The sequence below is a fragment of the Pseudomonas resinovorans NBRC 106553 genome, assembly GCF_000412695.1.
GTDB classification, from domain to species: domain Bacteria; phylum Pseudomonadota; class Gammaproteobacteria; order Pseudomonadales; family Pseudomonadaceae; genus Metapseudomonas; species Metapseudomonas resinovorans_A.
Genome location: NC_021499.1, coordinates 4,018,365 through 4,044,020, shown reverse-complemented (window position 1 = coordinate 4,044,020; position 25,656 = coordinate 4,018,365). Strand labels below are relative to the sequence as shown.

The window sequence follows — 25,656 nt, the reverse complement described above, 5'->3', positions numbered from 1 at the left end:
CTCACTTCCTCGGGTCGAAGGCATCGCGCGCGGCTTCGCCGATGAACACCAGCAGGGTCAGCATGGCCGCCAGTACCACGAAGGCGGAGATGCCGAGCCAGGGTGCCTGCAGGTTGGATTTGCCCTGGGCCACCAGCTCGCCCAGGGACGGTGCGCCCGGCGGCAGGCCGAAGCCGAGGAAGTCCAGCGCGGTCAGGGTGCCGATGGCGCCCGTGAGGATGAAGGGCATGTAGGTCATGGTGGAGACCATGGCATTGGGCAGGATGTGGCGGAACATGATGGCGCCGTTCTGCATGCCCAGCGCGCGAGCCGCGCGCACGTACTCCAGGTTGCGGCCACGGAGGAACTCGGCGCGCACCACGTCCACCAGGCTCATCCAGGAGAACAGCAGCATGATGCCCAGCAGCCACCAGAAGTTCGGCTGCACAAAGCTGGCGAGGATGATCAGCAGATAGAGCACCGGCAGGCCCGACCAGATCTCCAGGAAACGCTGGCCGACGAGGTCAACCCAGCCGCCGTAGAAGCCCTGCAGGGCACCTGCGATGACCCCGATGATGGAGCTCAGCAGGGTCAGGGTCAGGGCGAAGAGCACCGACACGCGGAAGCCGTAGATGACCCGCGCCATCACGTCGCGGCCCTGGTCGTCGGTACCCAGCCAGTTTTCCGCCGAGGGTGGCGCGGGTGCCGGCACCTTGAGGTCGTAGTTGATGGTGTCGTAGCTGAAGGGGATCGGCGCCCAGATCATCCGGCCCTTGCCGGACTCGATCAGCTCGCGGATGTAGGGCGTCTTGTAGTTCGCCTCCAGGGGGAACTCGCCACCGAAGGTGGTTTCCGGATAGCGCTTGAGCACCGGGAAGTACCACTGGCCGTCGAAGCTGACGGCCAGTGGCTTGTCGTTGGCGATCAGCTCCGCCCCCAGGCTGAGGATGAACAGCACCAGGAACAGCCAGAGCGACCACCAGCCGCGCTTGTTGGCCTTGAAGCGCTCGAAGCGGCGACGGTTGATAGGGGAGAGGTCCATGCTCAACCCTCCCGGCTTTCGAAGTCGATACGCGGGTCGACCAGGGTGTAGGTGAGATCGCCGATCAGTTTCACGACCAGTCCCAGCAAGGTGAAGATGAAGAGGGTGCCGAACACCACCGGATAGTCGCGGTTGAGGGCGGATTCGAAGCTCATCAGGCCCAGCCCGTCGAGGGAGAAGATCACCTCGATCAGCAAGGAGCCGGTGAAGAAGATGCCGATGAAGGCCGCCGGGAAGCCGGCGATGATCAGCAGCATGGCGTTGCGGAACACGTGGCCGTAGAGGACGCGGTTCTCCGACAGGCCCTTGGCGCGGGCAGTGGTCACGTATTGCTTGTTGATCTCGTCGAGGAAGCTGTTCTTGGTCAGCAGGGTGAGGGTGGCGAAGTTGCCGATCACCAGGGCGGTCACCGGCAGGGCCAGGTGCCAGAAGTAGTCGAGCAGCTTGCCGCCCAGGCTGAGCTCCTCGAAGTTGTTCGAGGTCAGGCCGCGTAGCGGGAACCAGTCGAAATAGCTGCCGCCGGCGAAGAGCACGATCAGCAGGATGGCGAAGAGGAAGGCCGGTACGGCGTAGCCGACGATGATCGCGGTGCTGCTCCAGACGTCGAAGGCGCTGCCGTGGCGCACGGCCTTGGCGATGCCCAGCGGGATGGACACCAGGTACATGATCAGGGTGCTCCAGAGCCCGAGGGAGATGGACACCGGTAGTTTCTCCAGGATCAGGTCGGTGACCTTGGCGTCACGGAAGAAGCTGTTGCCGAAGTCCAGCCTGAGGTAGTTGCTGATCATCAGCCAGAAGCGTTCCGGTGCCGGCTTGTCGAAGCCGTACATCTTCTCGATCTCGGCCACCAGCTCCGGGTCCAGGCCCTGGGCGCCGCGGTAGTTGGAACCTGCCGTGGCGACTTCGGCGCCACCTCCGGAGATGCGTCCGGTGGCCCCGCCGGCGGCGGCATCGAAGCCCTCCAGCTTGGCGATCATCTGCTCCACCGGGCCGCCCGGGGCGGTCTGGATGATGATGAAGTTGATCAGCAGGATGCCGAACAGGGTGGGGATGATCAGCAGCAGTCGACGCAGTATGTAGGCGAGCATTACTGGTTATCCGGCTCGGAAGAGGATTGCTCCGACTGGCTAGCAGTTTCCGCGCCAGGTTTCTGCCACCAGGTCATCAGGCTGTAGTCGTAGAGCGGCGTGTGCTCCGGGCGCTGGAGCTGGTTCCAGTAGGCCACGCGGTAGGTGTCGACGTAGTAGTTGGGCACCACGTAGTGGCCCCAGAGCAGCACGCGGTCCAGGGCACGGGCGTGTTCCACCAGGCTTTGCCGGGAATCGGCGCGGATCAGGCCTTCCACCAGCTTGTCGATGGCCGGGTCGCGCAGGCCGATGAAGTTGCGGCTGCCGGGGCTGTCGGCGCTGCGCGAGTGCCAGAACTCCATCTGCTCGTTGCCCGGCGAGTTGGATTGGCCCCAGGTGGCCGGGATCATGTCGAAGTCCCGCGAGCGCAGGCGGTTGATGTACTGGGAAACGTCCACGCGACGGATCTGCATGTCGATGCCCAGTTCCGCGAGGTTGCGCTTGAACGGCAGGATCACCCGCTCCAGGTTGGCCTGGGCGATCATGATCTCGAAGGCCAGCGGCTTGCCGTCGGGACCAACCATCTTGTCGTTCTCGATCTTGAAGCCGGCGTCCATCAGCAGCTGGTAGGCGCGGCGCTTCTGGTCGCGAATGATGCCGCTGCCGTCGCTGACCGGCGGCTTGAACACCTGGGTGAAGACTTCCGCCGGAACCTGGTCGCGCAACGGTTCCAGAATCTTCAGCTCGTCGGCGTCGGGCATCTCGTGGGAGGCCATTTCGGAGTTCTCGAAATAGCTGCTGGTGCGCTTGTAGGAGCCGAAGAAGAGTTGCTTGTTGGCCCACTCGAAGTCGAACAGCAGGCCGATGGCCTCGCGTACCCGGCGGTCCTGGAACACCGGTCGGCGGATGTTGAAGGCGAAGCCCTGCATGCCGGTCGGGTTATGGTTGGCGAGGGATTCCTTGACGATCTTGCCGCTGCGCAGCGCCGGGCCGTCGTAGCCGGTGGCCCAGTCCTTGGCCGAGTACTCCAGGTTGAAGTCGAACTGGCCGGCCTTGAAGGCTTCCAGGGCTACCGACATGTCGCGGTAGTAGTCCACGGTGATGCCGTCGAAGTTGTAGTAGCCACGGGTGACCGGCAGGTCCTTGGCCCACCAGTCCTTGACGCGCTCGTAGTGGATCGAGCGGCCGGCATCCACCTTGGTGATGCGGTAGGGGCCGCTGCCCACCGGCGCGTCCATGTTGGTCTTGGTGAAGTCGCGGCCTTCCCAGAAGTGTTTAGACAGGATCTGGATCTGGCCGAGGATCAGCGGCAGCTCGCGGTTGCCGGAATGCTTGAAGTCGAAGCGCACGCTCAGCTTGTCCTCGGCTTCCACCTTGGCGACGTCGGCGTAGTAATGGCGGTACATGGGGTCGCCATGTTCGAGCAGGGTGTTGAAGGTGAACACCACGTCCTCGGCCGTGACCGGCTGGCCGTCATGGAAGCGCGCCTTGGGGTTGAGCAGGAAGCGCACGTAACTGTTGTCCGGGGCCTTCTCGATCTTCTCGGCGAGCAGGCCGTACTCGGTGAAGGGCTCGTCGGGGGAGTGGAAGGTCAGGCTGTCGTAGATCAGGCCGAGCTGGTCGGCTGCGTTGCCCTTGGGAATGAACGGGTTGAGGCTATCGAAGCCGCCGACGCCGGAAAGGCGCAGGACGCCGCCCTTGGGGGCGTCCGGGTTGACCCAGGAGAAGTGGGTGAAGTCCGCCGGGTACTTGGCGGGCTCGTCGTAGAGGGTGATGGCGTGCTTGGGCTCGGCCAGTGCCAGACCGGCCAGGGATAGCAACAGTGCACCGCAGCCTTGCAGGCAGAGGGTGCGCAGCGTTTTGCTCATCGGGTGTTCTCCGTGGGCTTCAGCCACCAGGCACGCAGGCCCAGGGTATAGGGCGGCGTGGTGACGAAGGCGAACCGGTTGCGGTACGCCAGGCGGTGATAGTTGATGTACCAGTTGGGGATGCTGTAGTGCTCCCAGAGCAGGGTGCGGTCCAGGGCCCGCGCTGCGGCCAATTGTTCGTCGCGGCTCTGGGCGCCGAGCAGCTTGTCGATCATCTCGTCGACCACCGGGTTGGCCACGCCCGCGTAGTTCTTGCTGCCCTTCACGCCTACCTGGCTGGAATGGAAGTAGAGGTATTGCTCGAGGCCCGGGCTCAGGGTCTGGGGCAGGGTCATCAGGATCATGTCGTAGTCGAAGTGGTCCAGGCGCTGCTTGTACTGGGCGCGGTCCACCGTGCGCAGGCTGACGTCGATGCCGATATCGGCCAGGTTTTCGCGGTAGGGCTGGAGGATGCGTTCAAGGTTCGGGTTGACCAGCAGGATCTCGAAGCGCAGCGGTTCGCCGCGATCATTCACCAGGCGCTGGCCGGACAACTTCCAGCCGGCGTCGGCCAATAGACCCAGGGCGCGGCGAAGGGTTTCCCGGGGAATGCCGCGACCTTCGGTGGTGGGTACCTGGAAGGGTTGGGTGAAGAGGGCGTCCGGCAACGTCTTGCGGTGCGGCGAGAGCAGCAGCCATTCGTGCCCCTCGGGCTTGCCCACGGCGCTGAACTCGCTGTTCGGGTAATAGCTGGAGGCGCGCATGTAGGCGTTGTTGAAGAGGGTCCGGTTGGTCCATTCGAAGTCGAACATCAAGCCCATGGCTTCGCGCACCCGGCGATCCTCGAACACCGCGCGCCGGCCGTTCATGAACAGGGCCTGGGTCTGGGTCGGGATCTGGTGGGGGATTTCGGCGCGTATCACCTCGCCACGGGCGATGGCCGGGAAACGATAGCCATTGGCCCAGTTCTTTGCCTGGTGCTCGATGTAGAAGTCGAACTCGCCGGCCTTGAACGCCTCGAAGGCGACGTTGCTGTCGCGGTAGAACTCCACTTCCACTCGATCGAAGTTGTACTTGCCGCGATTGACCGGCAGCTTCTCGCCCCACCAGTCCTTGACCCGCTCGAACACCAGGCTGCGTCCGGGCTTGACCTGGGTGATGCGGTAGGGGCCGCTGCCCAGCGGCGCTTCGAAGGTGGTGGCCTTGAAGTCACGACCTTTCCAGTAGTGCTGGGGCAGCACCGGCATCTCGCCAAGGCGCAGGATCAGCAGCGGGTTGCCGGCGCGCTTGAGGACGAAGCGGATGCGGTGGCGGTTGAGGATGTCGACCCTTTTGACTTCCTGCAGGCTGGTGCGGTACTGCGGGTGGCCGTTCTTCACCAGGGTACGGTAGGAGAAGGCGACATCGAAGGCGGTGATCGGCTTGCCATCGTGGAAGCGCGCTTCCTCGCGCAGGTTGAATACCACCCAGCTGCGGTCTTCGCTGTATTCCACGCTCTTGGCGATCAGGCCATAGCTCGACGCGGGCTCGTCCCCCGAGGGATCGTACTGGCCGGTGCCCACCATCAGTGGTTCGTTCAGCTCGGTCACGCCGTACTGCAGGAAGTTCGGCGTGGACACCGGGCTGGTGCCCTTGAAGGTGTAGGGGTTGAGTGTGTCGAAGGTGCCGAAGGCCATGACCCGCAGGGTGCCGCCCTTGGGGGCGTTGGCGTTGACCCAGTCGAAATGCTCGAAGTTGGCGGGGTACTTCAGTGCGCCGAACTGTGCGTAACCGTGGCTTTCGATAAGGCTGGCGAAGCAGGGTTGGGCCAGCAGGCCGATAAGCAGGATGGCGAGACGACGCATCAGGCGGGGGTCCGATCCATGGCAATGGTGTCAGGCATCTGGGCGCTGGCCTCGCGGGCGGGAAGGTGCGGGCATCGGGCCGGCGATTTCGTGTCGGGTGTCACGCGCCGCGGGTGTCGGCGGTAACGGCTGGCAAGTACAGTAACAGCTTGTACAGGCAAGAAAAAAGGGCCAGCCTCCCGTGAGCTGGCGAGCCTTTGAACCGCTATCCGGAAAATCCTGCAGAGGTAACGAAAGTGGGTGAACGCAGCCATGGTTTGCAGTCATGGATCGACCGTCTCAGCGAGGCCGAATTACCTGCCCTGGCCGCAGTGGTGCAGGACCTGCAGCAGATGGCGCGCCAGGACGATTCCTCTGTGCAGCAACTGGCGGACGTGCTGCTGCGCGACGCCACCCTGACCTCCAAGGTGCTGAAGGTCGCCAACAGCGTTTACTACAACCCGTCCCAGGAACCGATCCGGACCATCTCCCGCGCCATCGTGCTGATCGGCTTCGAGAACGTGCGCCTGATAGGGCTGTCGGTCAGCCTGATCGACAGCCTGCTGGGCAACGCCCAGCGCGAGCAGTTGCCCGAACTCCTGGCTCGCTCCTTCCACGCCGCGGTGCAGGCGCGCAATGTTGCCGGCTACCTGCTGGCCCGCAGCCAGGAGGAAGTGTTCATCGCCGCGCTGTTGCACAACCTGGGCGAACTGGCCTTCTGGGGCTGCGGTGGCGACCAGGCCGACGAGTTGGCGAGCGTCCTGGCGCAACCCGGAGTGGACGCGGAGCGGGCGGTGCGCGATGTCCTGGGCACCAGTTTCCGCCAGCTGACCCTGGGCCTGGTGCGCAACTGGAACCTGGGCGAACTGGCGAGCCTGGCCCACGCGGGTCCGGCCCAGGGCGACCCGGCGGTGAAGGCGGTGAGCCTCGGCGTGCGCATCAGCGAGGCCGCCCTGAAGGGCTGGGACTCCGCCGACATGAACCTGCTGGTGGGCCAGTTGGCCAACCTGATCGGCCTCAGCACGGAAGAAGCGTTGCAGCAGGTGCTGGCCAGCGCCGACGAGGCGGTGAAGGTGGCGGCGACCTTCGGTGCCAGCAAGCTCTGCCACCTGATTCCGCAAACCGACCCGGAGCAGATCCGCCTGCAGCGTGAACAGCGCCAGGCACGCCTGCTGCAGCCGGACCCGAAGGTGACCCAGCAGGCATTGCAGGAACTGCGCATGCTGGAATCGCGCAAGGCCGACATCAATCTGGTGCTGGACGCCTTGCTGCGGGGGTTGCACCAGGGCGTGGGGCTGGAGCGGGTGATGGTCGCGGTGCTCAGCGACCAACGCAGTCGTTTCAGCGTGCGCCGGGCCGTGGGGGAGGGCACGGAGCGCTGGCTGAACGAGTTCACCCTGCCTGCCAGCCAGCCGGAACAGCCCAACCTCTTCAGCTATGTACTGCGCACCCGCGAAACCATGTGGATGGGTGTGCCCGCCAGCTACAGCCTGAACGACCTGGTTACGCGGCCGATGCGCGAGTGGCTGGGGCAGGGGATGTTCTTCATTGCGCCGTTACTGGTGGGCAAGCGGGAGATCGGGGTGATCTATGCCGATTGCCGGCTTTCAGGCAGGGCGCTCAGGCATGAGCAGTTCGTCGCCTTCCAGTATTTCGCTCAGGCCGCCAGTCGTTGCCTGGAGGCGATGGCACAGAAGTCCTAACGACGTGACTGCCCGCAGGTTGGGTAGAGCGTAGCGAAACCCAACAACTGCCCGTAAGGAGAGGGCTCAGGGCAGATGGACCGTCAGGGTCTGGCCCGGTTTCAGGCCGCGGCCGCTGCTGGGGTTCCAGCGCTGCAGGTGCTTCATCTCGACGTTGAAGCGCTTGGCGATGAGGTAGAGGGAGTCGCCGCTCTTGACCTTGTAGTAGGTCACCGCTTCGCGGCCCTTGCCCTTAGCCGTGGACTTGCTTTTGGCGGTAGTGCCGGCGCTGGCCACCTGGATGGCGCCACCTTGCAGTTTCAGTACCTGGCCGGCCTTGAGGTGGTTGCTCTTGAGGCCGTTCCAGCGCTTGATGTCCTGCACGCTGACCTTGTACTGGCGGGCGATGGTCGACAGGTTGTCGCCGCGCTTCACCTTGTGGTTGCGCGTGGTGGCCGGCGCCTTGGCGCTTGCCACATTCTGGAACAGCGGCTGCTCGGGCTTCATGCCCGGCTCCACCGGAATGCTGAGGCTCTGGCCCACGCGCAGGTGATTGCCGGACAGCCCGTTGATGTCCTTCAACGTCTTGACCGTCACGTGGTAGCGATTGGCTATGCCGTGCAGGCTGTCGCCGTTGCGCACCCGGTATTGCTGCCAGTCCACCAGCTCCTGCGGCTTCATCAGCGCCAGGCTTGCGGTCAGTTGTTCGGCCTTGTCGGTGGGCACCAGCAGGTGCTGCGGGCCGTCCATGGTGATGCGTTTCTTGAAGGCCGGATTGAGCTGGTACATCTCGTCGGCGTCCATGTCGGCCAGTTCGGCGACCTGGGACAGGTCGAGACGCTGCTGCTTGACCTCCACCACCTCGAAGTAGGGTTCGTTGGCGATGGGGCTGAGGTTCACCCCATAGGCTTCCGGCGCCATCACCAGCTGCGACAGGGCCAGCAGCTTGGGGACGTAGTTCTGGGTTTCCTGGGGCAGGGGCAGGTTCCAGTAGTCGGTGGGCAGGCCGAGCTTCTGGTTGCGCTCGATGGCGCGGCTCACGGTGCCTTCGCCGGCGTTGTAAGCGGCCAGGGCCAGCAGCCAGTCGCCGTTGAACATCTCGTGGAGGCGTTCCAGGTAGTTCAGGGCGGCGTTGGTGGAGGCGGTGATGTCGCGGCGGCCGTCGTACCAGTTGGTCTGGCGCAGGTTGTAGTGGCGACCGGTGGCGGGGATGAACTGCCAGATGCCCACGGCATGGCTGCGGGAATAGGCGAAGGGGTTGTAGGCGCTTTCCACCACCGGCAGCAGGGCAAGCTCCAGCGGCATGTTGCGTTCTTCCAGGCGCTCCACCACGTAGTGGATGTAGAGGCTGCCGCGCTCGCTGGCGCTTTCCAGGACGGAGGGCTTGCTGACGTACCAGAGGCGCTGGCGCTCGATGCGCGGGTTGACGCCGATCTCGTCCTGCAGCTTGAAGCCGTTGCGCATGCGCTCCCAGATATCCAGGGGTTCGCGTTCGGTTTCGGCTTCCTCCAGCCACTGGGTCTGCTTGTTCATGCCCAGGGCGCGGTCGGTATCCTGGCCCTGATCATTGTTCATCCGACCGGAGCCAGAGCAGCCGACGAGAGTGGCCGCACACACCACCACAAGCGCTCGCGCGACTCGTGCCAATGTATCCAGGTCGAAGGTTTTGATCGGCGAAGACAACATTGGCTGAGGGGTACTTCCAGCGAAAAAAGTTCGGGGATTCTAGAAATCGACCTATGGCTGGTCAAGTTTTCGCCAGGCAACCACAGCCTGACCGACTGGTTCAGAACTGGTCTTTCCAGGCCCGGAGGGCGGCGAAGACCCCAGCTGGCGTAGGGTTAACGCGACCAGCCCACTCGTCGGCCATTTGTTTAACGGATGTTTCGGTTACCCGCAGGAAGGGGTTGGTGGCCAGTTCCAGGGCGATGGTCGATGGCAGGCTGATGCCACCCTGGTCACGCAAGCGGGTGACGGCGTCGAAGCGCTCGGCGGTCGCCTGGTTGGCCGGTTCCACGGCCTTGGCGAAGCGCAGGTTGCTCAGCGTGTACTCGTGGGTGCAGTACACCTGCGTGGTCGGCGGCAGGGCGGCCAGGCGGCTCAGGGAGTGATGCATCTGTTCCGGGGTGCCCTCGAACAGGCGGCCGCAGCCGGCGGCGAACAGGGTGTCGCCACAGAACAGCAGCGGACGCTCGGCATCCCCGTGGTAGTAGGCGATATGGCCCAGGGTATGGCCGGGGACCTCGAATACCTGGAACTCCAGTCCCAGTACGCTCACCACGTCGCCGTCCACCAGGGCCTGGTCACGGGCGGGGATGTTTTCCCGTTCCGGACCAAGCACCCGGGCGCCGCAGGCCGCCTTCAGCTGGGCGACACCGCCGACATGGTCGCCATGGTGGTGGGTGACCAGGATGTCGGTCAGCGTCCAGTCGGGATGGGCCTCGAGCCAGGCCAGCACCGGCGCGGCGTCACCGGGGTCGACCACCGCGCAGCGGCGGGTTGCGGTGTCCTGCAACAGCCAGAGGTAGTTGTCGGAAAAGGCGGGAAGCGCGTCGATCTGGATCATGAAGGGAGTCGCCAAGCTGAGTGCAATGGAGCATCTTAGGGCTCTATCGCAGGAGATTGCCATGACCGAGAAAGCTTTCGCCCAAGCCGATGCCGACTGGCTGGAGCTGATCAGCAAGGCGCGTTCCTGGTTTTCCGGGCCGCTCGGCGGGTTGATGCTGTTCGAGGAGCAGCGTCTGCTCGAGGACGAACTGGCGCGCTACTTCGGCGGTTACCTGGTGCATTACGGCCCCCGCGCCGAAGTGCCGCCCGGGGCCAAGCAGATCCAGCGCAGCGTGCACCTCGGCGCACCGCTCCCCGGCGTGGAGATCGCCTGCGAAGAAGCCGCCTGGCCGCTCAGCGAGCACGCTGCCGACGTGGTGGTGCTGCAGCACGGCCTGGATTTCTGCCTCTCGCCCCACAGCCTGCTGCGCGAGGCCGCTCGCAGCGTGCGGCCCGGCGGGCACCTGATCATCGTCGGGGTCAATCCCTGGAGCGCCTGGGGCGTGCGGCACTACTTCGCCCGCGACGCCTTGCGCCAGGCCCGCTGCATCTCGCCGGCGCGGGTCAGCGACTGGCTCAACCTGCTGGGCTTCGCGCTGGAGAAACGCCGCTTCGGGTGCTATCGTCCGCCGCTCGCTTCGGCCGCCTGGCAATCCCGTCTGGCCCGCCTGGAGCGTTGGGGCGCCGCCGGGCAAGGGCTCGGCGCCGGCTTCTATCTATTGGTGGCGCGCAAGCTGGTGATCGGCCTGCGGCCACTGCGTCAGGCCCGGCGCGAGCCCATCGGCAAGCTGGTGCCCATGCCGGTGGCCAAGGTCAGCCGGTGCGATTCCAAACATGAGGTTTAAGTGAGCGATCTGGTCGAGATCTATACCGACGGCGCCTGCAAGGGCAATCCCGGCCCTGGCGGCTGGGGCGCATTGCTGGTCTACAAGGGCGCGGAGCGCGAACTCTGGGGTGGCGAACGCGACACCACCAACAACCGCATGGAGCTGATGGCCGCCATCATGGCGCTGGTGGCCCTCAAGCGCTCCTGCGAAGTGAAGATCATCACCGACTCCCAGTACGTGATGCAGGGCATCACCGAATGGATGCCCAACTGGAAGAAGCGTGGCTGGAAGACCGCCGCCAAGCAGCCGGTGAAGAATGCCGATCTCTGGCAGTTGCTCGATGAGCAGGTCAATCGCCACCAGGTACGCTGGCAATGGGTGCGCGGCCATACGGGCCACCCCGGCAACGAGCGCGCCGACCAGTTGGCCAATCGGGGTGTCAGCGAACTCAACGCCCGCTAAAATCCCGCCTTTGCTGCGGTCTTCTTCTTGATAGGTTCCGAACATGCGTTACGTAGTACTCGACACTGAAACCACCGGCATGCCGGTTACCGATTCCCACCGGGTCATCGAGATCGGCTGCGTCGAAATGATCGGCCGGCGCCTGACCGGGCGTCACTTCCACGTCTACCTGCAGCCCGACCGCGAGGTGGATGAAGGTGCCATCGCGGTACACGGCATCACCAACGAATTCCTGGTGGGCAAGCCGCGCTTCAAGGAAATCGCCGACGAATTCTACGAGTTCATCAAGGGCGCCGAGCTGATCATCCACAACGCGGCGTTCGACATCGGCTTCATCAACAACGAGTTCGCCCTGCAGGGCCAGACCGAGCGCAGCGACGTCACCGAATACTGCACGGTGCTCGACACCCTGATGATGGCCCGCGAGCGCCATCCGGGGCAGCGCAACAGCCTGGACGCCCTGTGCAAGCGCTACGACGTCGACAACTCCAACCGCGAACTGCACGGCGCTCTGCTCGACGCCGAGATCCTCGCCGACGTCTACCTGGCGATGACCGGTGGCCAGACCAACCTGTCCCTGGCCGGCGATGGCGCCGAAGGTAGCGGCGGCCGGGTCCAGGCCTCGCCCATCCGGCGCCTGCCGGCGGACCGCGCGCGCAGCCGGGTGATCCGCGCCAACGAAGGCGAGCTGGCGGCCCACGCCTCGCGCCTGGCGGCCATCGAGAAATCCGCAGGCGCCCCGGCCCTCTGGGTGCAGATGGAAACCCCGCCGGCTTCCTGATTGCGACCTATACGTACAGCCTGTGGCCGCGGGGGTACCACCCCCGCGTAGCAGCTTCTACCCTGAGGACATGGGCCGGCAGAGCCCGCCTCCCAGGGAGCCACAATGTACAAAGAGCTCAAGTTCCCCGTCCTCATCGTCCATCGTGACATCAAGGCCGATACCGTCGCCGGCGAGCGGGTCCGCAGCATCGCCCGCGAGCTGGAGCAGGACGGCTTCACCATCCTCCCCACCGCCAGCTCCGCCGAAGGCCGTATCGTCGCCTCCACCCACCATGGCCTCGCCTGCATCCTGGTGGCCGCCGAAGGCGCCGGGGAAAACCAGCGGCTGCTGCAGGACATGGTGGAGCTGATCCGCGTGGCGCGGGTGCGCGCGCCGCAGTTGCCGATCTTCGCCCTGGGGGAACAGGTCACCATCGAGAACGCGCCGGCCGAGGCCATGGCCGACCTCAACCAGTTGCGCGGCCTGCTCTATCTCTACGAAGACACCGTGCCTTTCCTCGCCCGCCAGGTGGCCCGAGCCGCCCGCGGCTACCTGGAAGCCCTGTTGCCGCCATTCTTCCGCGCCCTGGTCGAGCACACCGCGCAGTCCAACTACTCCTGGCACACCCCGGGCCACGGCGGTGGCGTGGCCTACCGCAAGAGTCCGGTGGGGCAGGCCTTCCACCAGTTCTTCGGGGAAAACACCCTGCGCTCGGACCTCTCGGTATCGGTGCCGGAACTGGGCTCGCTGCTGGACCACACCGGGCCCCTGGCCGAAGCCGAGGCGCGTGCGGCGCAGAACTTCGGCGCCGACCACACCTTCTTCGTGATCAATGGCACTTCCACCGCCAACAAGATCGTCTGGCACTCCATGGTCGGCCGCGATGACCTGGTGCTGGTGGACCGCAACTGCCACAAGTCCATCGTCCACTCGATCATCATGACCGGCGCCATCCCCCTGTACCTGACGCCGGAGCGCAACGAACTGGGCATCATCGGACCCATCCCCCTCGCCGAATTCAGCCGTGAGTCGATCCAGGCGAAGATCGACGCCAGCCCCCTGGCCAAGGGGCGAGCCGCCAAGGTCAAGCTGGCGGTGGTGACCAACTCCACCTACGACGGCCTCTGCTACAACGCCGAGCTGATCAAGCAGGCACTGGGCGACTCGGTGGAGGTGCTGCACTTCGACGAGGCCTGGTACGCCTACGCTGCCTTCCACGAGTTCTATGCCGGGCGCTACGGCATGTGCACCCACCGCGAGGCGCACTCGCCGCTGGTCTTCACCACCCATTCCACCCACAAGCTGCTGGCCGCCTTCAGCCAGGCCTCGATGATCCATGTGCAGGACGGCGGCGCGCGCCAGCTCGACCGGCACCGCTTCAACGAAGCCTTCATGATGCACATCTCCACCTCGCCGCAGTACGGCATCATCGCTTCCCTGGACGTGGCCTCGGCCATGATGGAGGGGCCCGCCGGGCGCTCGTTGATCCAGGAGACTTTCGACGAGGCGCTGCGTTTTCGCCGCGCCCTGGCCAACCTGCGGCAGAACCTGGCGGCGGACGACTGGTGGTTCGATATCTGGCAGTCGCACCTGGCGGAAGGCGCCGACACGGTCGCCACCGAGGATTGGCTGTTGCGTCCCGACGCCGACTGGCACGGATTCGGCGATGTGGCCGAGGACTACGTGCTGCTCGATCCGATCAAGGTCACCCTGGTGACGCCGGGCCTGACCGCCGATGGCAAGCTGGGGGAGCGGGGCATTCCCGCGGCGGTGGTCAGCAAGTTCCTCTGGGAGCGTGGGGTGGTGGTGGAGAAGACCGGCCTCTATTCCTTCCTGGTGCTGTTCTCCATGGGTATCACCAAGGGCAAGTGGAGCACCCTGCTCACCGAGTTGCTGGAGTTCAAGCGCGGCTATGACACCAACCTGCCCCTGGCCGAGGCGCTGCCCTCCATCGCCCGGGACCACGGCGCGCGGTACGCCGGCATGGGCCTGCGCGATCTCTGCGACGCCCTGCATGGCTGCTACCGCAACAGCGCCACGCCCAAGGCCCTGCGGCGCATGTACACACAGCTGCCGGAACTGGCGATGAAGCCCGCCGACGCTTACGACAAGCTGGTGCGCGGCGAGGTGGAACCGGTGTCCCTGGACCTGCTGCAAGGGCGGATCGCGGCGGTGATGCTGGTGCCCTATCCACCGGGCATACCGCTGATCATGCCGGGGGAGCGCTTCACCGCCGAGACTCGCGCGATCATCGATTACCTGGAATTCGCCCGCACCTTCGACCTGAGCTTCCCCGGCTTCGATATCGATGTGCATGGCCTCAACTGTCAGGAAAGTCCTACCGGGCGCTGCTATACAGTGGACTGCATCAGGGAATAAATCTGTCAGCGGGGGAGCCATGGCGACAGGAGATGGGGTGAAACCACGGGGTCGCATGGGGTTCTGGACCTGCACCGCGCTGGTGGTGGGCAACATGATCGGCTCGGGGGTGTTCCTGCTGCCGTCCAGCCTCGCGGCCTATGGCGGTCTCAGCCTCTACGGCTGGCTGATCTCCAGCACCGGGGCGGTGATCCTGGCCCTGACCTTCGCCCGCCTGGCGCGGCTCAACCCCTCGGCTGGTGGCCCTTACGCCTATACCCGCGACGGCTTCGGCGCCTTCGCCGGCTACCTCTGCGCCTGGACCTACTGGAAAGCCGCCTGGATCGGCAACGCGGCGATCTCGGTGACCCTGGTGGGCTACCTCCAGGTGTTCATCCCGGCCCTGCGCGACCCGGTGCTCATGGTGGGCACGTCGATCGCCGCGATCTGGTTGTGCACCCTGATCAACCTGCGCGGCATCGGTGCTTTCGGCCTGGTGCAGAACGTCCTCACCGTCCTCAAGCTGGTGCCGTTGCTGCTGGTGGGTGTGCTCGGCTGGTTTTCCTTCAATCCCGAGTACCTGCGGATTCCCGCGGTCAGCGAACTGCCCGGTGGCGGCGGCTACGCCCATGCCATCGCCACCACGGCGGCGCTGACCCTCTGGTCCTTCATCGGCCTGGAGTCGGCCACGGTGCCGGCCGACGACGTCGACAATCCCAAGCGCACCATCCCGCGCGCCACGGTGTTCGGCACTTTGGTTGCCGCCGGGGTGTACATCCTTTCCATCACCGCGGTGCAGGGCCTGCTGCCGCCCGAGGTGCTGATGCGCTCCACCGCACCCTTCGCCGATGCGGCGCGGATGCTGCTGGGCGACTGGGGCTACTACCTGGTGGCCGGTGGCGCGGTGGTGGCCTGCCTCGGCGCGCTCAATGGCTGGGTCCTGCTGCAGGGGCAGATCCCCATGGCCACCGCCCGCGATGGGCTGCTGCCGGAGTCGCTGGCCAAGACCAACAAGTACGGCGTGCCGGCCCAGGGGCTGCTGGTTTCCGGCGTGCTGGTCACCGCGCTGGTGTTGGTGGACGGGCAGGGCGACCTGGTGGACGTGTTCAACGTGATCATCCTGCTGGGCACCATGACCGGCGTGGTGCCCTACGCCTTCTGCACCGCCGCGCTGCTGCAGCAACTGGCGGTCAAGCCCGGCGATTTTTCCCAGGGCGAGCGCGGCCGCCTGGTGGCCATCGGCGTGCTGGGCTTCGTCTATTCCATCTGGGCCCTGTACGGCACGGGCGAACAGGCGATCTTCTGGGGCTTCCTCGTGCTGATGGCTGGCATCCCGCTGTACACCTGGCGCCAGTGGCGCAACCGGGTACAGGCGGACGCCGTCGCCCTCAGAGCACCCGTCTGAGGGCCCATCAGGCTGGGGCGCAGGGCGGTCCGCTCCCGGCAGATCAAGCATTTAGGCTGCACTTTCGATGTGAAGTGGCAATTGCATGGCGTGGTCTGCGTCACAGTGGGCGGCATCGACATTTACCTCGCGCTTGTTATAGTTGCCGGGATTCCTGAACGCCCCTTTTCTTATGGCGCACGCCGAGGACTGACCCGTGCCTGACTACAAAGCCTTCCGCGTAGAGTTGGCAGACAAGATCGCCCATGTGCAGATCAACCGTCCGGAAAAGATCAACGCGATGAACGCGGATTTCTGGCGGGAAATCATCGAGGTCTTCCGCGAAATCGAGGACAACGACGCCGTACGGGTAGTGGTGCTCTCCGGCGCCGGCAAGCATTTCTCCTCCGGTATCGACCTGATGATGCTGGCCTCGGTCGGCGCCAAGCTCGGCCCGGACGCAGGCCGCAACGCGCGCAGCCTGCGGCGCACCATTCTCGAACTCCAGGCGTCCTTCAACGCTGTCGACAATTGCAGCAAGCCGGTGATCGCGGCTATCCAGGGCTACTGCCTGGGTGGGGCCATCGACCTGGTGTCGGCCTGCGACATGCGCTACTCCACGGTCGACGCGCAGTTCTCCATCAAGGAAATCGACATCGGCATGGCTGCCGACGTTGGCACCCTGCAACGTCTGCCGCGCATCATCGGTGACGGCATGATGCGTGAGCTGGCCTACACCGGCCGCACCGTCGATGGCGAAGAGGCCCAGCGCCTCGGGCTGGTCAACCGCACCTACGCCGACCAGGACGCGCTGCTGGAGGGGGTCTTCGAGATCGCCCGGCAGATCGCCGCCAAGTCGCCCATCGCGGTGCAGGGCACCAAGGAAATGATCCGCTACATGCGCGACCACCGGGTCGACGATGGCCTCGAGTACATCGCCACCTGGAACGCGTCCATGCTGCAATCGGCAGACCTGCGGGTGGCCATGACGGCCCACATGAGCAAGCAGAAACCCGAGTTCGCCGACTGATGCGCCGCTGCACACTCGCGCGGGAGGCGCATTGAGGCATGGTCACTGGAGTCACTTCGCTAGGACTGGTGCGCGACGAGCTGTTCGCCACCATGGAGCAGGCTGAACAGAGCCTCGAACACTTCATTGCCGAACGCCAGAACGGCAGTCTGCTGCAGCAGGCCGTGGAGGCCATGCAGCAGGTGCGCGGCACCCTCAACCTGATCGAGTTGGCCGGCGCCGAGCTGCTGGCCCAGGAGCTGCTGGACCAGGCCACCGATATTCCTACCGGGGCCGGCGAGGAGCGCGACGTGCAACTGGCCGCGCTGAGCAACGCGCTGCACGTGTTGCGTCGCTACCTGGAAAACCTCGACCTGCATCGCCAGGAAATGCCCGAGCTGCTGCTGCCGGCGATCAACGACCTGCGCCAGGCCGGCGGCCAGCCGCCCTTGCCGGAGAGCTACTTCTTCAGCGTGCGCCTGGACCAGGCGCGCCAGGCTTCGTCCCCCCCGACGCTGGCCGAGGGCGTCGATACCGATGCCCTGGCCCGACGTTTCCGTCAGGCCTACCAACAGGGGCTCGTGGGCTTCCTGCGCGGGCAGAAGGTGCCGGGCGCCCTGCGCACCATGGAACGCGCCATCGGCGGCCTGGAGCGGCTCTTCGCCGAGCAGCCCCGTGGCCGTCTCTGCTGGATCGGTGCGGCCGCCATCGAGGCGCAGCACGATGGCCAGTTGCTGGTGCGCAAGTCGCGCAAGCAGCTGTTCTCGCGCCTGGACCGTGAACTCAAGCTGATGCTCGCCAACGCGGCCTACGAGGCGCCGCGTAGCCTGCAGAAGGAACTCCTCTACCTGGTGGCCCTGGCCGACAGCCAGGGGCAGCGCTGCCGCGAGCTGCGCGAAGCCTTCGGCATGACCGCGCTGCCCTTCACCGACCATCTGCTGGAGCAGGAATACCAGCGCCTGTCCGGCCCCGGCCAGGCGGTGATGCGCTCGCTGTCTTCGGCGATCTTCGAGGAGCTGAACAGCGTCAAGGACATGATCGACCTGATCGAGCGCGGCACCGCGCCGGCCGAGTCCTTCGGCAGCCTGCACGCGCTGCTGGGCAAGCTGGCCAAGACCCTGGTCATGGTCGGCCTGAACTCCCCGGGCAGCGCCCTGCAAGGTCAGTTGCCGATGGTCGCCGCCTGGCAGGCGGACGCGCCGGTCGACTCGGCCGAGTTGCTCAAGCTGGCCGACGCCGTGCTCTATGTCGAAAGCATGGTGGCCGGCCTCGACAGCGGCGAGCGACGCGGTGCGCGACTGGCGGTGGAGCCGGGTCGCGAGGCGGAATCCTTCGCCAACCACCAACTGGCCGAAGCGCGCATCGTGGTGCTGGACGAAGCCCAGGCGGGCCTCGCCCTGGCCAAGCGCGCGATCACCTCGTACCTGGAATCCAATGGCGATAAACCCCACCTGGCCAACGTGCCGGTGAGCCTGCAGGCGGTTCGCGGCGGGCTCTGGTTCCTCGGCCAGGAGCGCGCGGCTGCATTGGTCGGCGCCTGTGGCGAGTACATCCAGCAGCAGATGCTGGAGTCGTCGCTGATGCCGTCCGAGCAGATGCTGGAAACCCTGGCCGACGCCCTCACCAGCCTCGAGTACTACCTCGAGGGTGGCGCCGGCATGCGTCGCGGTTTCCAGGATGACGTCCTCGACCTGGCGGCCAGCAGCGTGCAGGCCCTCGGTCTGCCGGTGGCGGCCTGAGATGACTGGCCCGCGTTGGCAGTCGGCCCTGCTCGATAGCGCCCAGCCGGGCGGCTGGGCGGTGGCCCATTGTCGCCAGCAGTTCCTCGCCGACGGCAATGGCGTGCTCTTCCCCCGTGAGTGGCTCAAGCGCCAGGAATTGCCGGTACTGGCCGAACACGGCATCGGCCATTTCGATGGCGACCCCATCTACCTGCTGGAGCTGGCCCATCCCGCGGAAGTGGCCGGCTGCTTCTGGCAGGGCTTGCGCCAGGTGATGCTGCAAGGGGACGCCGATGTATTCCGCATGCTCGGTTTCGCCAGCCAGATCGGTACCTGGGCCGACCAGCACCGTTTCTGTGGCAGCTGCGGCCAGCGCATGGAGCAGGTGGTGGGCGAACGCGCGATGCGCTGCCCGAGTTGCGAAGTCCACCACTACCCGCGCCTGTCGCCGAGCATGATCGTGCTGGTCAGCCGGGGCGACGAGGTATTGCTGGCGCGTTCGCCGCGTTTCGTCAGCGGTGTCTACAGCACCCTGGCCGGTTTCGTCGAGCCGGGCGAGTCGGTGGAAACCTGCGTGGCCCGCGAAGTGCGGGAAGAGGTGGGCGTGGAGATCGGCAATATCCAGTACATCGCCAGCCAGAACTGGCCCTTCCCGCACTCGCTGATGCTGGGCTTCCACGCCGAGTACCGCAGTGGGGAGATAGTCCCGCAACCGGGCGAGATCGAAGACGCCCGCTGGTTCCGGGTCGATGGGTTGCCGCCGTTGCCGGCGCAGCGCTCCATCGCCCGTTACCTCATCGACCTCTACGTGGCGCGACGTCTCGGCCTAGCCGATCCAGTGCTGCCAGACTAGGCGCGCGGTCAGCGCCAGCACCACCAGGATGAACACCGGGCGGATGAACTTGGCGCCGCCGCTGATGGCCGTGCGTGCGCCGAGGAAGGCGCCCGCCATCAGCGCGATGCCCATGCTCAGGCCCAGCGCCCAGGCCACCTGTCCACCGATGATGAACACCGCGAGTGCCATGGCGTTGCTGACGAAGTTCATGCTGCGTGCCACGCCGCTGGCGCGTACCAGGTCCAGGGGATAGAGCAGCAGGCTGCTGACGGTCCAGAAGGCGCCCGTGCCCGGCCCGGCGACGCCGTCGTAGAAGCCCAGGCCCAGGCCCTGGGGCCACTGGCGGCCGCGTGGAATCGTGGCGTCCTGGCTGTGCTGGACATCCGGGGTCTTGCCGAACAGCAGGTAGAGACCGCAACCGAAGACCACCACCGGCAGCATCTGGTTGAGCCAGGCGGCCGGCAGCCAGTGGGCGATCACCGCGCCCAGTGCGGCGCCGATGGCGGTGGCGATCAAGGCGTTGCGCCACTTCGCGGGCTCGAACAGCTTGCGCCGGTAGAAGGTGAAACTGGCGGTGGCCGAGCCGAAGGTGGCGCACAGCTTGTTGGTGCCCAGCACCAGGTGCGGTGGCAGGCCGGCGGTGAGCAGGGCAGGGATGGTCAGGAGGCCGCCACCACCGGCGATGGCATCGATGAAACCGGCGAGAAAGGCAACAGCGGCGAGAATCGCCAGGGTGGCGGGATCGACCGCCAGCTCGAAGGGGATTGGCATGGAAAACGAGGTCCGTGTCTACAACTGCCGCGTGGCTTGTGGCTGCGGCGGGGGGAGTTGCGCATAATGCCGGCATTTTCACGCATAAGGAATGGGCTCCATGCAGTATGACGGCCTGGCCTGGGCAGCCGCCCTGCTGGCATTGCTGGTCGCGGTGGTGGCCGGACGCATCCTCTTCGACCGCAGCTGGTTCCTCGGTTGGCTGCGCGGCACCTGTGGCCTGGCGTTCCTCGCCCTGGCCGTGCTGGTGGCGATAGTGGCCAAGGACCTGTGGAGCTACGACGCGCTGCCGCAGGACAAGCCGCTGGTGACCCTGAGCTTCAAGGCCATCGGCCCGCAGAGCTATCAGGTGACCCTGCTGGAAGGTGGCCGCGAGCGCGAGGTGCTGCTCGATGGCGATCTCTGGCAACTGGACGCGCGGCTGTTCAGGTGGAAGGGACTCGGCGACCTGCTCGGGCTGGAACCCGGCTACCGCCTGGAGAAACTCTCGGGGCGCTTCCTGGCCATCGAGCAACAGGCCCTGGCCCAGCATCCGCGCGCCCAACTGGCGACCAGCCCCTATGGCGTCGACCTCTGGCGCTGGCTGCGCCTGGCCCAGCGGGACTTCTTCCTCTTCGCCCCCGAAGCGCAACGGGTGACCTACCTGCCGATGGCCGATGGTGTGGTCTATTCGGTGAGCCTGTCGCCTACCGGGCTGTTGGCGTCGCCCTTGAACCAGGCGGCCAAGGAAGCCCTCAAGAGCTGGCAGTGAGTCGCAACTGGCATTGACGGACCGTAGGATGGGTTGAGCTTGCGATACCCATCAGCTCTGACGGCATGGGTTTCGCTTCGCTCTACCCATCCTACGATTCTGCGATTCGGATGCCCACGTAGGATGGGTAGAGCCTGCGAAACCCATCAACTGTCCCGCGCGGATGCATGATGCGCCCATGAAAAAGGGAGCCCGAAGGCTCCCTTTTTCATGGGCGGGTTTTCCTCAGGAGAGGAAGCCGCCGTCGACGTTCAGCGCGACGCCGGTGGTGTAGCTGGAGGCCTCGCTGGCGAGGTAGAGCACGGTGCCGGCCATCTCGCTCGGGTCGGCCACGCGTTTCAGCGGGATGCGCTGCAGGGCGTGGTTGAGGATGGCGTCGTTCTTCACCAGGGCGGAGGCGAACTTGGTGTCGGTCAGGCCCGGCAGCAGGGCGTTGCAGCGGATGCCGTACTGCGCGCATTCCTTGGCGAAGACCTTGGTCATGCTGATCACGGCGGCCTTGGTCACCGAGTAGATGCCCTGGAACTCGCCCGGGGAAACGCCGTTGATGGAGGCGACGTTGATGATGCTGCCGCCACCGTTCTGCTTCATCAGCTTGCCGCCTTCGATGGACATGAAGTAGTAGCCACGGATGTTCACGTCGACGGTTTTCTGGAAGGCCGACAGGTCGGTATCCAGCACGTTGCAGAACTGCGGGTTGGTGGCGGCGTTGTTGACCAGGATGTCGAGGCGGCCGAATTTCTCGCGGATCTCGGCGAAGACGTTCTGGATCTGCTCCATCTCGCCGATGTGGCAGGCGATCGCGGTAGCCTTGCCGCCCTCTGCGGTGATGGCGTCGGCGACGGCCTGGCAGCCTTCGATCTTGCGGCTGGAGACGATCACGTGGGCGCCTTGCTGGGCCAGCAGCTTGGCGATGGCTTCACCAATACCGCGGCTGGCGCCGGAAACGAAGGCGATCTTGCCGTCGAGGTCGAACAGATGGGTCTTGGACATGGGGTTCCCCTTGTTGTGATCCGGTTACAGCCGAGATTGCTTGATGACCTGCAGGCTCATTTGCTCCAGCAGCTTGTTCATATGGATGAACTGGGCGAAGCGCTTGTCCTGGGTCTGGCCATGGAAGTAGCGGTAGTAGATCTGCTGCACGATGCCGGCCAGGCGGAACAGGCCGTAGGTGTAGTAGAAATCGAGGTTGGTGATCGGCGGCAGGCCGGCACGCTCGGCGTAGTAGTCGGCGAACTCCTGGCGGGTCAGCATGCCCGGCAGGTGGCTCGGCTGGCGGCGCATCAGTTGCACCGGCGCCGGGTCCTTGGCCTCGATCCAGTAGGCGAGGGTGTTGCCCAGGTCCATCAGCGGGTCGCCAATGGTGGTCAGCTCCCAGTCCAGCACCCCGATGATCTTCATCGGGTTGGTCGGGTCGAGGATCACGTTGTCGAAGCGGTAGTCGTTGTGGACGATGGCCGGCTTGTGGTGGTCGGCGGGCATCTTCTCGCGCAGCCAGGCCTTGACCGGTTCCCAGGTCGGCGCATCCGGGGTCATGGCCTTCTCGTAGCGGTCGCTCCAGCCGGCGATCTGGCGCTGCACATAACCTTCCGGCTTGCCCAGGTCGCCCAGGCCGCAGGCGTTGTAGTCGACGTTGTGCAGGTCCACCAGCTTGTCGATGAAGCTCAGGCACAGCTCACGGGTCTGGCCTTCGTCGAGCTGCATGTCGGCCGGTGGGTCGGCGCGCAGGATCACGCCCTTGACCCGCTCCATCACGTAGAACTCGGCACCGATCACCGACTCGTCGGTGCAGTGCACATAGGCCTTCGGGCAGTAGGGGAAGCCGGCGTTGAGCTGGTTGAGGATGCGGAATTCGCGGCCCATGTCATGGGCGGACTTGGCTTTGTGGCCGAACGGCGGCCGGCGCAGGACGAGTTCCTGATTGTCGTATTCGAGCAGGTAGGTCAGGTTGGACGCGCCGCCGGGGAACTGGCTGATGCGCGGGGTGCCCTGCAGGCCAGGGACGTTGGCCTTGAGGTAGGCGTCGATGACGGCGGCGTCGAGCTCTTCGCCTTCGCGGATACGGGTGGATTGATCAGTAAGCGTCATGCCTATCCCTTCTACTTATGATGATGGCCCGAGACTATTCGCTAATCTAATGCCGCCCGGGGGGCGTCACAAGCCAAACGAGCCGTTATAGACAAAGGTGTTGCAGCACAATCAGGCTGCCTGATTCGCCCTCATCACACGCCCTGGGCGAAAAAAAACCGGAGTCCTGGGACTCCGGTTTCGTGTTCATGGTTCGAGCAAGGAAGCTCAAAGCGTGCTCTGGATCGTGCGAGCTAGAGCGAGGCCAGGCAAGAACAGCCGGCGAAGCGCAGTTTACTGTCGTAAATGAGCATTCGTAGGCTGTTCTCAACGACGCATTGCCGACGCGCAGCCGGTCCAGTGCAGGCTTTTTAGACCGGGAACAGTTCGCCGAGCTTCATGGCCAGCATCATGTCGCCTTCGGCGCGCAGCTTGCCGGCCATGAAGGCCTGCATGCCGTCGGTTTCGCCGCTGGTGATGCCCACCAGGGTGGCGGTGTCCATGATCAGGGTGACGTTCGGGTTCGGGGCGTCGCCTTGCTGTACGTCGCAGGTACCGTCCTTGACCACCAGGTAGTGGTTGTCGCCGTCTTCGATGTTGAACTGGAACACCAGGTCCAGGCCAGCGGCGGCACCGGCGTTGAACTTGGAATGCATGGTTTTGACGATGTCAGCAACGTTGGTCATGGTGTTTTCCTTTTTTTCTAGGGTATTTTCCGGCGGCCTTGCGGCCGCAGTGGGCCGGGCTCAGCGATAAGTGATGAGCTCCGGCGCCTTCAACAGTTCCAGATGCACATGACTGTTGAAGGAAGCCAGGGACACCTCGCTACCGCGGAACTTCAGGCGGTTGAGCGATGTGTTGACGATCTGCCAGTTGAGCTCGAAGGCGCTCGCGGCGGGTATTCCGGTCACCAGGTGGAGCAGGGCGGTAATGGTGCCGCCGGAGGTGAACACGGCGATGTTCTGCTTGGACCCGGCCTGGGCGAGGAGGCGTTCCAGCCCGCCGCACACCTGCTCGACGAAGGCCTGCCAGCTTTGCAGCTCGGGCTTGTCGTGTTCGCCGGAAACCCAGCGCAGCACCAGCTTGGAGAACAGGCGCTGGAACTCGGCGCGGTTCTGCGCGCCGTTGCGCAGGATGTGCAGGGCTTCGGGTTCTTCCGGGAGCAGGTCGGGGAGCAGGCTGCGGATTACCGCGTCGGCGTCGAACTCATTGAAGGCCGGGTCGATCTGGATCGCGGGGGCGCCAAGGCCGGCGGCGTCGAGCTGCGCCAGGGCGGCCTGGGCGGTGTGCTGCTGGCGGCGCAGGTCGCCGCTGACGCAACGATCCAGGCGCAGGCCCAACTGGGCGAAGTGGCTGCCCAGTACTTCGGCCTGGCGGATACCGATGGGCGAGAGCACATCGTAATCATCGGCGCCGAACGAAGCCTGGCCATGTCGAATCAGGTAGATGCTGCCCACGTACTGGAGTCCCGCGAGGTTGAAAGTTCCGCGAGGGTATGAGGAAGCCTGGGGCCTGTCAACGAAAAAACATACGCTTGTTTGAATGCATATTTCCACTGTTTATGCAGAGGTTTCCCCTCGCTGGCGAGGTGGCGGTGGCGCCGTTATGCTTGCTCCTTTTGGCGCTGCGGAAAGACCGGCGCCAGTAGGGATGACAAGGGGGATACAAGTGGAGTTCTTTGCCGAGTACGCCGGTTTTCTGGCCAGGATCGTGACCCTGGTGGTGGCCATCCTGGTGGTGCTGGTGGCCATCGCCGCGCTGCGTGGCCGCAATCGCCGCACGGCCAGCGGTCACCTGGATGTACGCAAGCTCAACGATTTCTACAAGGACCTGCGCGAGCGCCTGGAGCACTCGGTGCTGGACAAGGCGCACGTGAAGGCAGCGCGCAAGGCCGAAGCCAAGGCGGCGAAAAAGGCGAAGAAGGCCAAGCAGCCCGCCGAGCAGCGGTCGCGGGTGTTCGTGCTGGACTTCGATGGCGACATCAAGGCATCGGCCACCGACCACCTGCGCCATGAAGTGACGGCGCTGCTGACCATGGCCACGGAGAAGGACGAGGTGGTGGTGCGCCTGGAGAGTGGCGGCGGCATGGTGCACAGCTACGGCCTGGCCTCGTCCCAGCTGGCGCGCATCCGCGACGCCGGGGTGCCGCTGACCGTCTGCGTGGACAAGGTGGCGGCCAGCGGCGGCTACATGATGGCCTGCATCGGCGAGAAGATCCTCGCCGCGCCGTTCTCCATCATCGGCTCGATCGGCGTGGTGGCGCAGCTGCCCAACGTCCATCGGTTGCTGAAGAAACACGACATCGACTTCGAGGTACTCACCGCTGGCGAGTACAAGCGCACCCTGACGGTATTCGGCGAGAACACCGAGAAGGGCCGGCAGAAGTTCCAGGAAGACCTGGAGACCACCCACGAACTGTTCAAGGGCTTCGTCGGTCGCTACCGGCCGAAACTGGACATGGCCGAGATCGCCACCGGCGAAGTCTGGCTGGGCATGGCGGCGCTGGAGAAGCAGCTGGTGGACGAGCTGCGCACCAGTGACGAGTACCTGGCCGAGCGGGCCAAGGACGCCGATCTGTTCCACCTGCACTACGCCGCCCGCAAGAGCCTGCAGGAGCGCGTCGGGCTGGCCACCGCTACGGCCGTCGATCGGGTGCTGCTGAACTGGTGGAGTCGCCTCAGCCAGCAGCGTTTCTGGCAATGAGTCCGGATGAACCGGGCC

At 65.3% G+C, this 25,656-nt stretch carries 22 protein-coding genes; 11 read left to right on the top strand and 11 right to left on the bottom strand.

Annotated elements, in window-relative coordinates:
- Nucleotide 1 precedes the first annotated feature (1 nt).
- From PCA10_RS18280 to PCA10_RS18265, 4 genes are read right to left on the bottom strand one after another with little or no spacing between them, the layout of a single operon-like run.
- Nucleotides 2-1,021, bottom strand: coding sequence for an ABC transporter permease (locus tag PCA10_RS18280; protein ID WP_016493550.1), 1,020 nt, complete (start codon nucleotides 1,019-1,021; stop codon nucleotides 2-4).
- A 2-nt stretch (nucleotides 1,022-1,023) separates the two neighbouring features.
- Nucleotides 1,024-2,109 (bottom strand): microcin C ABC transporter permease YejB, encoded by a 1,086-nt coding sequence (locus PCA10_RS18275; RefSeq protein ID WP_016493549.1) that lies wholly within the window; start codon nucleotides 2,107-2,109, stop codon nucleotides 1,024-1,026.
- Complete coding sequence (locus PCA10_RS18270) at nucleotides 2,109-3,956, bottom strand: extracellular solute-binding protein (RefSeq protein WP_016493548.1); 1,848 nt, start codon at nucleotides 3,954-3,956, stop codon at nucleotides 2,109-2,111. Before PCA10_RS18270 ends, PCA10_RS18275 begins: the two co-directional genes overlap by 1 nt.
- On the bottom strand, nucleotides 3,953-5,779 hold the full coding sequence (locus tag PCA10_RS18265; protein ID WP_016493547.1) for an extracellular solute-binding protein: 1,827 nt from the start codon (nucleotides 5,777-5,779) through the stop codon (nucleotides 3,953-3,955). Before PCA10_RS18265 ends, PCA10_RS18270 begins: the two co-directional genes overlap by 4 nt.
- Nucleotides 5,780-6,015: 236 nt before the next feature.
- Here PCA10_RS18265 and PCA10_RS18260 point away from each other — a divergent pair, with 236 nt between their 5' ends.
- Complete coding sequence (locus PCA10_RS18260; RefSeq protein ID WP_016493546.1) at nucleotides 6,016-7,461, top strand: HDOD domain-containing protein; 1,446 nt, start codon at nucleotides 6,016-6,018, stop codon at nucleotides 7,459-7,461.
- A 66-nt stretch (nucleotides 7,462-7,527) separates the two neighbouring features.
- Here PCA10_RS18260 and PCA10_RS18255 read toward each other — a convergent pair whose 3' ends face one another.
- The gene (locus PCA10_RS18255; protein WP_041770337.1) at nucleotides 7,528-9,126 is read right to left on the bottom strand and encodes a LysM peptidoglycan-binding domain-containing protein; all 1,599 of its coding nucleotides are present in this window, start codon (nucleotides 9,124-9,126) and stop codon (nucleotides 7,528-7,530) included.
- A gap of 100 nt (nucleotides 9,127-9,226) precedes the next feature.
- Nucleotides 9,227-10,006 carry a hydroxyacylglutathione hydrolase gene (gene gloB, locus PCA10_RS18250; protein ID WP_016493544.1) on the bottom strand — a complete coding sequence of 260 codons (780 nt, stop codon included), beginning with the start codon at nucleotides 10,004-10,006 and terminating at the stop codon, nucleotides 9,227-9,229.
- 61 nt (nucleotides 10,007-10,067) lie between these two features.
- Here gloB and PCA10_RS18245 point away from each other — a divergent pair, with 61 nt between their 5' ends.
- The 8 genes from PCA10_RS18245 (at nucleotide 10,068) to nudC (ending at nucleotide 19,364) form a co-directional block, all read left to right on the top strand.
- Nucleotides 10,068-10,832 carry a methyltransferase domain-containing protein gene (locus tag PCA10_RS18245; protein ID WP_016493543.1) on the top strand — a complete coding sequence of 255 codons (765 nt, stop codon included), beginning with the start codon at nucleotides 10,068-10,070 and terminating at the stop codon, nucleotides 10,830-10,832.
- The gene (gene rnhA, locus PCA10_RS18240; RefSeq protein WP_016493542.1) at nucleotides 10,833-11,276 is read left to right on the top strand and encodes a ribonuclease HI; all 444 of its coding nucleotides are present in this window, start codon (nucleotides 10,833-10,835) and stop codon (nucleotides 11,274-11,276) included.
- 43 nt (nucleotides 11,277-11,319) lie between these two features.
- Nucleotides 11,320-12,057: a DNA polymerase III subunit epsilon gene (gene dnaQ, locus PCA10_RS18235; protein WP_016493541.1), complete on the top strand. Its 738-nt coding sequence runs from the start codon at nucleotides 11,320-11,322 to the stop codon at nucleotides 12,055-12,057.
- 105 nt (nucleotides 12,058-12,162) lie between these two features.
- On the top strand, nucleotides 12,163-14,418 hold the full coding sequence (locus tag PCA10_RS18230; RefSeq protein ID WP_016493540.1) for an Orn/Lys/Arg family decarboxylase: 2,256 nt from the start codon (nucleotides 12,163-12,165) through the stop codon (nucleotides 14,416-14,418).
- A gap of 55 nt (nucleotides 14,419-14,473) precedes the next feature.
- Nucleotides 14,474-15,802: an amino acid permease gene (locus PCA10_RS18225; protein ID WP_394296604.1), complete on the top strand. Its 1,329-nt coding sequence runs from the start codon at nucleotides 14,474-14,476 to the stop codon at nucleotides 15,800-15,802.
- 196 nt (nucleotides 15,803-15,998) lie between these two features.
- Nucleotides 15,999-16,811: a crotonase/enoyl-CoA hydratase family protein gene (locus PCA10_RS18220; protein ID WP_016493538.1), complete on the top strand. Its 813-nt coding sequence runs from the start codon at nucleotides 15,999-16,001 to the stop codon at nucleotides 16,809-16,811.
- A gap of 38 nt (nucleotides 16,812-16,849) precedes the next feature.
- Complete coding sequence (locus PCA10_RS18215) at nucleotides 16,850-18,529, top strand: hypothetical protein (RefSeq protein ID WP_016493537.1); 1,680 nt, start codon at nucleotides 16,850-16,852, stop codon at nucleotides 18,527-18,529.
- 1 nt (nucleotide 18,530) lies between these two features.
- Nucleotides 18,531-19,364, top strand: a complete 834-nt coding sequence (gene nudC, locus PCA10_RS18210) for an NAD(+) diphosphatase (protein WP_016493536.1) — start codon at nucleotides 18,531-18,533, stop codon at nucleotides 19,362-19,364.
- On the opposite strand, the gene PCA10_RS18205 is transcribed toward nudC, so the two are convergent.
- Nucleotides 19,338-20,117, bottom strand: coding sequence for a TSUP family transporter (locus tag PCA10_RS18205; protein ID WP_016493535.1), 780 nt, complete (start codon nucleotides 20,115-20,117; stop codon nucleotides 19,338-19,340). The genes nudC and PCA10_RS18205 overlap by 27 nt on opposite strands.
- Before the next feature lie 100 nt (nucleotides 20,118-20,217).
- Between PCA10_RS18205 and PCA10_RS18200 the strand changes: the two genes are divergently transcribed.
- Nucleotides 20,218-20,868, top strand: coding sequence for a hypothetical protein (locus PCA10_RS18200; RefSeq protein ID WP_016493534.1), 651 nt, complete (start codon nucleotides 20,218-20,220; stop codon nucleotides 20,866-20,868).
- Nucleotides 20,869-21,093: 225 nt separating this feature from the next.
- Here PCA10_RS18200 and PCA10_RS18195 read toward each other — a convergent pair whose 3' ends face one another.
- The 4 genes from PCA10_RS18195 to PCA10_RS18180 form a co-directional block, all read right to left on the bottom strand.
- Entirely contained in the window at nucleotides 21,094-21,861 is a 768-nt protein-coding gene (locus tag PCA10_RS18195; protein WP_016493533.1) for an SDR family oxidoreductase, read from the bottom strand.
- A gap of 24 nt (nucleotides 21,862-21,885) precedes the next feature.
- Nucleotides 21,886-22,956: a phosphotransferase family protein gene (locus PCA10_RS18190; protein ID WP_016493532.1), complete on the bottom strand. Its 1,071-nt coding sequence runs from the start codon at nucleotides 22,954-22,956 to the stop codon at nucleotides 21,886-21,888.
- A 350-nt stretch (nucleotides 22,957-23,306) separates the two neighbouring features.
- On the bottom strand, nucleotides 23,307-23,621 hold the full coding sequence (locus PCA10_RS18185; RefSeq protein ID WP_016493531.1) for an SCP2 sterol-binding domain-containing protein: 315 nt from the start codon (nucleotides 23,619-23,621) through the stop codon (nucleotides 23,307-23,309).
- 60 nt (nucleotides 23,622-23,681) lie between these two features.
- The gene (locus tag PCA10_RS18180) at nucleotides 23,682-24,392 is read right to left on the bottom strand and encodes a histidine phosphatase family protein (protein ID WP_016493530.1); all 711 of its coding nucleotides are present in this window, start codon (nucleotides 24,390-24,392) and stop codon (nucleotides 23,682-23,684) included.
- A gap of 211 nt (nucleotides 24,393-24,603) precedes the next feature.
- On the opposite strand from PCA10_RS18180, the gene sohB reads away from it, so the two are divergent.
- Complete coding sequence (gene sohB / locus PCA10_RS18175; RefSeq protein WP_016493529.1) at nucleotides 24,604-25,638, top strand: protease SohB; 1,035 nt, start codon at nucleotides 24,604-24,606, stop codon at nucleotides 25,636-25,638.
- Nucleotides 25,639-25,656: the final 18 nt, after the last annotated feature.

Bases quoted from the DNA above. Each gene is read 5' to 3' on its own strand.
- PCA10_RS18245 (WP_016493543.1), top strand. From the start codon at position 10,068: ATGACCGAGAAAGCTTTCGCCCAAGCCGATGCCGACTGGCTGGAGCTG.
- PCA10_RS18190 (WP_016493532.1), bottom strand. From the start codon at position 22,956: ATGACGCTTACTGATCAATCCACCCGTATCCGCGAAGGCGAAGAGCTC.
- PCA10_RS18195 (WP_016493533.1), bottom strand. From the start codon at position 21,861: ATGTCCAAGACCCATCTGTTCGACCTCGACGGCAAGATCGCCTTCGTT.
- PCA10_RS18215 (WP_016493537.1), top strand. From the start codon at position 16,850: ATGGTCACTGGAGTCACTTCGCTAGGACTGGTGCGCGACGAGCTGTTC.
- nudC (WP_016493536.1), top strand. From the start codon at position 18,531: ATGACTGGCCCGCGTTGGCAGTCGGCCCTGCTCGATAGCGCCCAGCCG.
- PCA10_RS18255 (WP_041770337.1), bottom strand. From the start codon at position 9,126: ATGTTGTCTTCGCCGATCAAAACCTTCGACCTGGATACATTGGCACGA.
- PCA10_RS18225 (WP_394296604.1), top strand. From the start codon at position 14,474: ATGGGGTTCTGGACCTGCACCGCGCTGGTGGTGGGCAACATGATCGGC.
- PCA10_RS18265 (WP_016493547.1), bottom strand. From the start codon at position 5,779: ATGCGTCGTCTCGCCATCCTGCTTATCGGCCTGCTGGCCCAACCCTGC.
- PCA10_RS18205 (WP_016493535.1), bottom strand. From the start codon at position 20,117: ATGCCAATCCCCTTCGAGCTGGCGGTCGATCCCGCCACCCTGGCGATT.
- dnaQ (WP_016493541.1), top strand. From the start codon at position 11,320: ATGCGTTACGTAGTACTCGACACTGAAACCACCGGCATGCCGGTTACC.
- PCA10_RS18270 (WP_016493548.1), bottom strand. From the start codon at position 3,956: ATGAGCAAAACGCTGCGCACCCTCTGCCTGCAAGGCTGCGGTGCACTG.
- PCA10_RS18185 (WP_016493531.1), bottom strand. From the start codon at position 23,621: ATGACCAACGTTGCTGACATCGTCAAAACCATGCATTCCAAGTTCAAC.
- PCA10_RS18200 (WP_016493534.1), top strand. From the start codon at position 20,218: ATGCAGTATGACGGCCTGGCCTGGGCAGCCGCCCTGCTGGCATTGCTG.
- PCA10_RS18275 (WP_016493549.1), bottom strand. From the start codon at position 2,109: ATGCTCGCCTACATACTGCGTCGACTGCTGCTGATCATCCCCACCCTG.
- PCA10_RS18230 (WP_016493540.1), top strand. From the start codon at position 12,163: ATGTACAAAGAGCTCAAGTTCCCCGTCCTCATCGTCCATCGTGACATC.
- PCA10_RS18280 (WP_016493550.1), bottom strand. From the start codon at position 1,021: ATGGACCTCTCCCCTATCAACCGTCGCCGCTTCGAGCGCTTCAAGGCC.
- gloB (WP_016493544.1), bottom strand. From the start codon at position 10,006: ATGATCCAGATCGACGCGCTTCCCGCCTTTTCCGACAACTACCTCTGG.